The sequence below is a fragment of the Bartonella sp. AA1HLJMS genome, assembly GCF_042197445.1.
Lineage (GTDB): Bacteria > Pseudomonadota > Alphaproteobacteria > Rhizobiales > Rhizobiaceae > Bartonella.
Genome location: NZ_JBHIRW010000042.1, coordinates 1 through 7,773, shown reverse-complemented (window position 1 = coordinate 7,773; position 7,773 = coordinate 1). Strand labels below are relative to the sequence as shown.

The 7,773-nt window shown below is 38.0% G+C and carries 8 protein-coding genes and 1 pseudogene; all 9 read right to left on the bottom strand.

What is annotated here, in order from left to right; all coding sequences use genetic code 11:
• Window positions 1-971 precede the first annotated feature (971 nt).
• Entirely contained in the window at window positions 972-1,073 is a 102-nt protein-coding gene (locus ACFIQE_RS08065; protein ID WP_375674222.1) for a DUF2087 domain-containing protein, read from the bottom strand.
• On the bottom strand, window positions 1,052-1,390 hold the full coding sequence (locus ACFIQE_RS08060; protein WP_375621759.1) for a hypothetical protein: 339 nt from the start codon (window positions 1,388-1,390) through the stop codon (window positions 1,052-1,054). Before ACFIQE_RS08060 ends, ACFIQE_RS08065 begins: the two co-directional genes overlap by 22 nt.
• Window positions 1,391-1,504: 114 nt before the next feature.
• Window positions 1,505-1,669: a hypothetical protein gene (locus ACFIQE_RS08055; protein ID WP_375621760.1), complete on the bottom strand. Its 165-nt coding sequence runs from the start codon at window positions 1,667-1,669 to the stop codon at window positions 1,505-1,507.
• Window positions 1,670-1,678: 9 nt separating this feature from the next.
• Window positions 1,679-2,833, bottom strand: a complete 1,155-nt coding sequence (locus ACFIQE_RS08050; RefSeq protein WP_375707499.1) for an MFS transporter — start codon at window positions 2,831-2,833, stop codon at window positions 1,679-1,681.
• Window positions 2,820-3,785: a RimK family alpha-L-glutamate ligase gene (locus ACFIQE_RS08045; protein ID WP_375667556.1), complete on the bottom strand. Its 966-nt coding sequence runs from the start codon at window positions 3,783-3,785 to the stop codon at window positions 2,820-2,822. Before ACFIQE_RS08045 ends, ACFIQE_RS08050 begins: the two co-directional genes overlap by 14 nt.
• 263 nt (window positions 3,786-4,048) lie before the next feature.
• Window positions 4,049-5,284 (bottom strand): aminotransferase class I/II-fold pyridoxal phosphate-dependent enzyme, encoded by a 1,236-nt coding sequence (locus tag ACFIQE_RS08040; protein WP_375674220.1) that lies wholly within the window; start codon window positions 5,282-5,284, stop codon window positions 4,049-4,051.
• A 193-nt stretch (window positions 5,285-5,477) separates the two neighbouring features.
• Window positions 5,478-6,716: a DUF2087 domain-containing protein gene (locus ACFIQE_RS08035; RefSeq protein ID WP_375706452.1), complete on the bottom strand. Its 1,239-nt coding sequence runs from the start codon at window positions 6,714-6,716 to the stop codon at window positions 5,478-5,480.
• A 10-nt stretch (window positions 6,717-6,726) separates the two neighbouring features.
• On the bottom strand, window positions 6,727-7,401 hold the full coding sequence (locus ACFIQE_RS08030; RefSeq protein ID WP_375621763.1) for a hypothetical protein: 675 nt from the start codon (window positions 7,399-7,401) through the stop codon (window positions 6,727-6,729).
• A gap of 214 nt (window positions 7,402-7,615) precedes the next feature.
• Window positions 7,616-7,773, bottom strand: a pseudogene (locus ACFIQE_RS08025) (MFS transporter); the annotation flags it as partial.

The window sequence follows — 7,773 nt, the reverse complement described above, 5'->3', positions numbered from 1 at the left end:
TGAAGCAGTAGTAGGCAGAGGCAGGTAGAGAATGCTTTCTTCTCTCTAAAACAATAAATCTAAAAACTCTTCTTAGTACTGGAAAACAAAAATATCATCAATCTCTGAAAATAAAAGCAGAAAAAACAAGTGTAACGCGTAAACGCATGGAGTAAAATGCTATTCACTTGCAACTCTTCCCACGTACAAAACCCAAATAAGAACTAGGGGCATGCTACTAATCATCATGCACCTTCGGAAAGCAAGGGGGGTAAAAGCCATTAAGGTACGTAATGCCACGCACTTAAAGGGCGCTCAAGAACTAAATCTAAACTCAGATTCTCTTGGATTTTATATCATCCTTCCCTTTGTCCTATGTGTAGTCTGTATAGCCAAATCCTCAAAACAATCTGCCAACTTTTTGTAACAAAAAAACTGCAAACAATTCATTGACATCCAAACTATCTATATCACTAAATACTAAGGGGGATTTTTACCTAGAAAGCTTTTTGGGGTAGCGAGCCTATGCCTATGATCATTGTGATGATGCCAACTTTTTGCAAATAGTGTTTTAAGAGGGTAAAGCATTATGTTGATAGCAGAAAGCCTGTAAAGAGAAAATGGTTATGGTATGTAAGAATAGTGCTGTTTTTTATAAGGAGCTGTCTTATTATAAAATTAAGTAGGGTAGGGAAAGAACGTATAGGTATGTAATTTACGCGCATAAAGGCTTTGTAGGAATTAGATCTAAACTCAGATTCTCTTGGTTCTTATGTCATCTCTCCCTTTGTCCTATGTGTAGCCTGTATATCGTCATCCTCAAAACAATCTGCCAACTTTTTGTAACAAAAAACTGCAAACAATTCCTTGAACTCCAAACTATCTATACCACTAAATACTAAGGGGGGCGCATAGCTGGCCTAAACTCTCTTTACAGAAAACAAAAAACAAAACGCTGCACAAGAAAAACTCAAATGCTTGAATTTTTTCTTTCAACGTATGCGCTGATATTTGCTTGCATATCGTCTTAAAAATCCATTTTCCACCAAGGTTCGTCTTAATCTCGCAAAATCTAAAGTAAAAAGGCTACATATTTTTGATGTTTCCGTTTCGCGATAGTTTTTCCTATTTGAAATGCTTCTGCAATTTTTGTAAGTATATCTTCTGTTTCTAAATGGTGATCGCTAAAAATTTCCATATTTCGTACATTTTTATCTTCTAGCGCTTGCCATAATTTATCGATTGCTTGAAATCCCTCTGTTGTGTTTTGAATAAGACCAAGGTTTAAAAGGCGATTAATAGATTTGTGAATGTTTTTGGTCTCTGAATTGACAAGTTTGAGGATATCAGAAAGAATTTTAGCACCAAGTATAATAACAGTATAGACAGCGCGTAGTGTCGGTGAGGTCATGGCAGAAATGAGCGAATTATAAGAAAAATGATTTGGCTGTGTTGCACATGGATATCAATAGAATATTATTCGTGCAGAATGTAGCTACCTTACGCTTGTCTATCCCATAATCCTTTAAGCTATGAGACAATTTGCAACGGCGTTTACAGAGCAATCTTTAAAGACCGTTTTGAGCTTTTTTGCCGCAGAGTGTGTTACAAAATCATAATTGAGTGATTTATGGCGAAGTGTTTTGAGTGCTCTTGTTGTGCCACTGGTTGCAAAAACTATATGTGACATGGAAGCTGCTTATTTTTTCGTTTGCATGAGGCAAAGGCAAGAAGCAAAGGCGGAGGCACCAACAATCATGCAAAAGGTGAAAGCGATATGATTGTTGAAATGGCTGATAATCCATCCACTTGTCCATGAGCCGGCGGCTTGGCCAATATTTGAAATAACAAGAATATAACTGAAAAGAACACTGGCAGAGAGGGATGGGGTTGTTTTCCCTGCTTGATAGTATATTTCTGGAATCATGATAGATTCATAGACACTGTAGGCAATTAACGCAGTCACAGCGGTAAAGACCCCACCTATGAGGAAAAATGAGGAGAAACTTCCCATAAAGCAGAGCAGATAAAAAGTTGATTTATCGGAAAGGCTGAGATGTTTATTAATTATTCCTTGCCAGATACAAATACTGATGCCAACAATTGAAAAGAAAATTCCACTATAAGGGGCGAGATTGCTGTCAAATTTACTGAGAAGTGTTGTGGTGGTGATGAAAATTCCCATGAGGAATGCACACAGCAAAGCCGTGACCAGCAAATAAGCAATAGAACGATTATGTATTATTGTTTTTAAAGAAGAAAGAAGAGCTTTTTTTGTTTTTTTATTCTTTTCAAGAGATAATGTTTTATTTGGGTAATGATAAACAATTTGAATGGATAGAACACAAAGATACAAACCAATGAGTGCAAAAAAAACCATTAAGAAGGTCGATGCGTTGTATTTTATGGCACTTGTTGCAACAAGAGGGGCGATAACGACAGCAGCATTTTGAAAAAAAGAATAGAGAGTTAATGCGCGCTTAAGAGCATTTTTATTCAGATGTTCTGATAAAATTTCTCTCAAAAATGGCTTTGAAATTGCTTTCGAAAAAGCCATTAAGGTAAAAAAGATCAACCATGCAGAAGGTGTGAGCGATAGGATAATGCACACAAAAGCGCTACTCCTTAAAATAAAGGCGGTAGCCATTAAGAGTTTACGCGAAAATCTTTCTAATAAACCCGTTGTGGTTACCATGAGAATGCTTTCAAGGATTACTGATCCAGCGAGATAAAAAGCGACATTGGCAGCAGTTATGAGAGAAGAGTTTCCAAGCAGAGGGAGTACAAAGAAAAAGGAAAATTCAGAAAGAAAAACTGTGCTATAGATGAAAAAAGTTATTTTATTTTTGCCCATGGAATTTCCATAGAAGTGTCGTTAAATGATCAAATACATTTTGTTGTATCTCTTGAGGAAGTTTTGTCAGCCCTGTTTCTGCTGTGCACATTTCGTTGAAATAGTATCCTTCTTGATTCACCAGCCAGTCCACTGCAAGAATATTGTTTTTTGTTTTTTCTACGATGTTTTTAGAAATACCGAGCATTTCAGGATAGAATTTTTTCTTGCCATATGCGGTTATAAAAGCTGCTTCAGTAAGAATCGTATTTTTGCCGCCGCGTGCAACATTTCCAATATAACCGTCTCCTTGAGGTGTGCGAAATTTCACAAAACAGAGTTTTCCTGATATGAAGAAAAATCTTACATCCTGTGCATCCTTTACAAAAGGCATTAAAAAATATTCAGAAGAAGAAGTTGAAATCAGATTTCCTATACTCATTGCATGTTGTAATCCATCTGATTTAATGACACCAAATCCCATTCCTGAGCTAACGGGTTTGAAAATGAAAGATTTATATTCTGATGAAACAAAAGATGTGATTGTAGGTACTGTTTGTTTATGATAGCCACACATCGTGAATGGAAGCACTGGAGCTCCTAGCTTACGTGCTAATGCCATTTGTGCAATCTTATCCCACTCAAGATTTTCTATGCCATAAATGCATTCGTTAAGAAGGTGTGTACCACTTATCCTAAAATAATTTCTTAATGTGAGACTGATGGCTCTTGCTTGTGGGTTTAGATCTGCTTTGGATAAAATATATGCAGAATGATCTGGATTCAGTGGAATACCTTGATATAAAAAAATAAATTCATCTGCATGATTTGCTTTGATAAGGCAGTCTTCTAATTTTAAAAACTGGAATTTGATGCCTCTTTTATTAAATTCTTCTGTATATTCTGAATAGGAATATTCTATATCTTGTGCGTTGGCATATTCTTCTTGCGCAACAATCCAATAAAGTTCCATTGCTAAATCCTTTTCATGACGATATTTGATGGAGAGAAAATATTTTAATTATTTCATCGACTTTGAGAATGTATAAAGCCGCTAACGATTGATATTGGTGTTGAGTGCGTTTCTTTATTATTTTAGCCATGAGCTGATTAAAACGGTCTTGTGGTTTTAGTTGCGTTTGCATGATTTAGAAGAAATCTTTTCTATGTGTTGGTTTCAAAGCCATAGGCTTTAATTGTAATATTGCGGACGCATTTTTATAAGCTGTTATGATCTCAGTAAGCAGAGGAAAGCTCTGTCAATTCATTCATATTTGCTGCAAATGTTTCGAGGTCATGTTTAGTGTGTGCTGCTGATATCGCTACGCGAATAATGCTTTTCTTTTTAGCCACTGTTGGATACATTGCCGCTGTAACCAAAAAACCGCGCTTTCTTAAATTATATGAGGCACTTATCGCTTTGTCTTCAGCACCCATAAAGATAGATCTAATGGGACTTAGCGGTTCCTGTACCTCAATGTTGGAGACTCTTTGATCAAAATAAGAAATATTTTTATGCAGTTCACGTTGAAGTTGGTTAATTTCTTGTGAAAGATGAATATCTGCAGAAGCAAGGCAAGCTGCTATTCCTGGGAGAGAAGGTGGGCCACTAAAAATATAATTAAGCGCATATTTCTTAATAAACGATGCAGCTTCTTTGTTGCTAAATGATGCTGAACCACCATGAGAGCCAAATGCTTTTGACAAAGAAGAAATTAAAATAAGATTCTCTTCGTATTTTTCTAATAAATGAAGTGTATAACCACAGCCGTTTTTTCCTATGATTGAGGTGCCATGTGCATCATCCGCATAATAATATCCACCGTAGAGTTTTGCTAATTTGGTTAATTTTTTAACGTCATTTGCTCCTCCCATAGAACCGAGAGAGTCAGATATCAAAACAGGCGTTCTATTTTGTAATTCACTTTCCTGTAGTTTTTTCTCTAGTGTTGCAATATCTTTAAATGGGATTCTTATATAATTTCCAAATTGTTCAAGTATACCACGTAAAATTTGCACTGATGCGTGCGTTTCTTTATCGATAATCCATACAACACCATTTGCTGTTATAGGATATCCTGGAAGTTCTCCTGAACCTAATATGGGCATAACTGCAAGATGGGTTGCACCTACGGAATTAAATATGACAGAGTGGGAATCAAGAAAAATGGTGTTTAGCTTTAACTCAAGCTCATCAAATAATATACATTTCGCACGCGTTCGCGCAGCTGCATATTGCACACCAAATCTCTCTACGGAAGACTTTACAGCATCACTTAACGCTGGATGACGTTCTAGCCCTAGATACGAACATGACATAAAATCAATATAAGTCTTTCCTGATTTAGCAACAATACCGCGCCCTGATGTTCGTGCAACAATCGTAAGGTCATTGAGACCTTGATTCCATATCTTCTCCTGATGATTTTGACTATTTCTAATCCTATTTGATAACCAATTGGCATCCCGCATTCTTGTTCTTCCCCATTGCATCTCTTGCGAAGAGAGCACGCTAATCTCATCTCCATAGATTGTCAACATATGAATGGGATGAATGATTTTGTAACCTTTTAATGAAATTATATTTTTTTAGTGGAAGGTTATTCATTCTCTTGAAATAGAGAAGAAAAACGATAGAGTTCGCTAATCATTTTTCAAATCTCTTTTAGCGCATGCGTTGATATTTGCCTCCATGGCGTTGTAAAAAACCTCTCTCAACAAGAGTGCGTCGTAATCGGGCAAAGTCTATCGTAAAGAGGTTGCATATCTTGGAAACTTCCGTTTCGCTATAGATTTTGTCCTTCTGAAAGGCTTCACCAATTTTTGATAGCATCTCTTCTGTTTCTAAATGGCGGTCGCTTAAATTTTCCCTATTCCGCTCATGTTTATTTTCTAGCATTTTCCACACTGTCTCTTCGGCTTGAAATCCTGCTGTTGTGTTGTGAATAAGTCCAAGATTCAAAAGGCGATTGATGGATTTGTGAATGTTTTTGGCATCTGAATCGACATGTTTGAGGATATCAGTAAGATTTTTTGCACCAAGGATAATGGCGGCATAAACAGTACGCAGTGTCGGTGAGGTCATGGCAGAGATCAGTGAATTGCGTGTGCTGCGTTTGTGAAGGGTTTCTTTCCCCATGGGCAAAAGATCATTGCGAATGGGAATTTCATTGATTTCTATGAGTTCTGCTTGGAGCGATTGTGCGCGTACAATTTGTTCGGCTGGGGTGCGTTTGCGAATAATCCCCAGACCACTTTGGCGATATTTGTGGTTTTCGGGGAGTGTTAAAGCTTCATAGGAGCCATCAAGCCGGTAGAGAATTTCTTCCCACAAAGGAGTTCTGACGCGTCGAACCCGCTGTTCGCCATTGAGAGCAATTGTTGTTGTTATGGTTGGTTCATGTAGACAAAGATAACCACCCGCGGTGATGTGTTCCCAAAGGGTTATAACAAATCGCACATCATCTGCGGGAGTACCAGCATCAAGCCAAGCAAAATCTATTGGTCCCCAAGATTTGAGCGTTTCATCATCAAGAGAGAAAAAATTCTCATGGATAAATGTTACAGTATCTTTTTCAATACCGCCTTGAAGCAGTTCTTGCCATGCTTCTTCGGCTGATTGACCTTCGACTGTAAAATCATCAATGGTGATAAGCCGAGGTTCGTAATTCTCAAGGATTCCTGAAGGATCAAGCAAAGCTGTGCGCTCTTCCCAGGTGGAAGATTCTAAAAGTTTTTTATCTTGTTGCCATGCTTGTTTTGCTTTTTGCAGTGCTTTAGCAATCAAGCGCGTACTATCACCAGCACCGATTTCAATGACTGTGCGCGGTCTTGCCATTTGAATAAGCGCATAAATGAGCTGTGCACTATTTTCTGTTCCCATGCCAGGTCTTATCAGCTGCATCTTTTTATCCTTATAATTTTACCAATCGTAGCATTCCTGCTTTTATAAAAAACTTTATTGAATCCTCTAGCGGATATTGAATACGTATTGGTGTGGTGGCTTGCTTCAAGAGATGTTTTGTTTTTTCATGAAGCCGGATTGTACGCCCATTGAGTTGATTAATGGCAAGACTGCCAAGAGAAGAATCTATGATAATACATGTTGGCTCTCGTAAAAGAGCGGTTGCATCATTTTCTGAAAATGCTTTTTGATCTGTTTCGATGAGACCGTGTCGTAAAAGTGATATCAAAAGACTTCCAGAGGCAAGAAGAGTACCATTGAATTGTATTTCCCTCAGTGATTGGACAAGGCAGCCTTCACGAAGTGCTTCAAATGTGGGAAAGTCGAATCCGCCAAATGCCGCTCCTTTTGTAGAAACAATGGTGATGGGTTGTATTTGCCGTTTGCCAATGAGTGCTGGTTTGTTTTTTATTATTTGTACATCTTTTGCCCATTGAACGCGTGATAAAGGATTGAGTTCACTTGGGTAGACAGCGAAAGAATTGATGGCTATGGGCGGCGTTGGTTTTTGCAATTCAAGTGTGTGGGAGCTCTCATGACAATCATGTCGCATATAGTCTGCCAGTTGCCACACATAGCCGCCTGTTCCATTGTAAAAGTTTAAGCCTATAGGGTCTTGTTGCATGATGTTATCGTTTTTTTTTACTTTAAAATATCAAGCTTTGGGGAGGGTTGTTAGTTGCTCTACATTAAAGAGTGGTTTATCAAAGTCCTATTGGGTTGGTATGGGGTTGCATGGGATACAACGATTTGATAGGGATTTTATTGAAATTTGATTGGGTGGTGATTGTCATGTCCTTTTGTGGTGTATGGTTTGCTTGAGAAAAACGCCTCGTCCACTAACCATTATCAAATTCTCTCTGTTTTTTTTGTACGGCACTGTTCAAGATAAAACCTAAGATGCCTGTGATCATTGTGGCGATGCCAATGATAAACAGTGTGCTTTGGGTGTGATGCACTTTTACAAAACCGGCTCCTAGAAAGCCAAGGCACACCG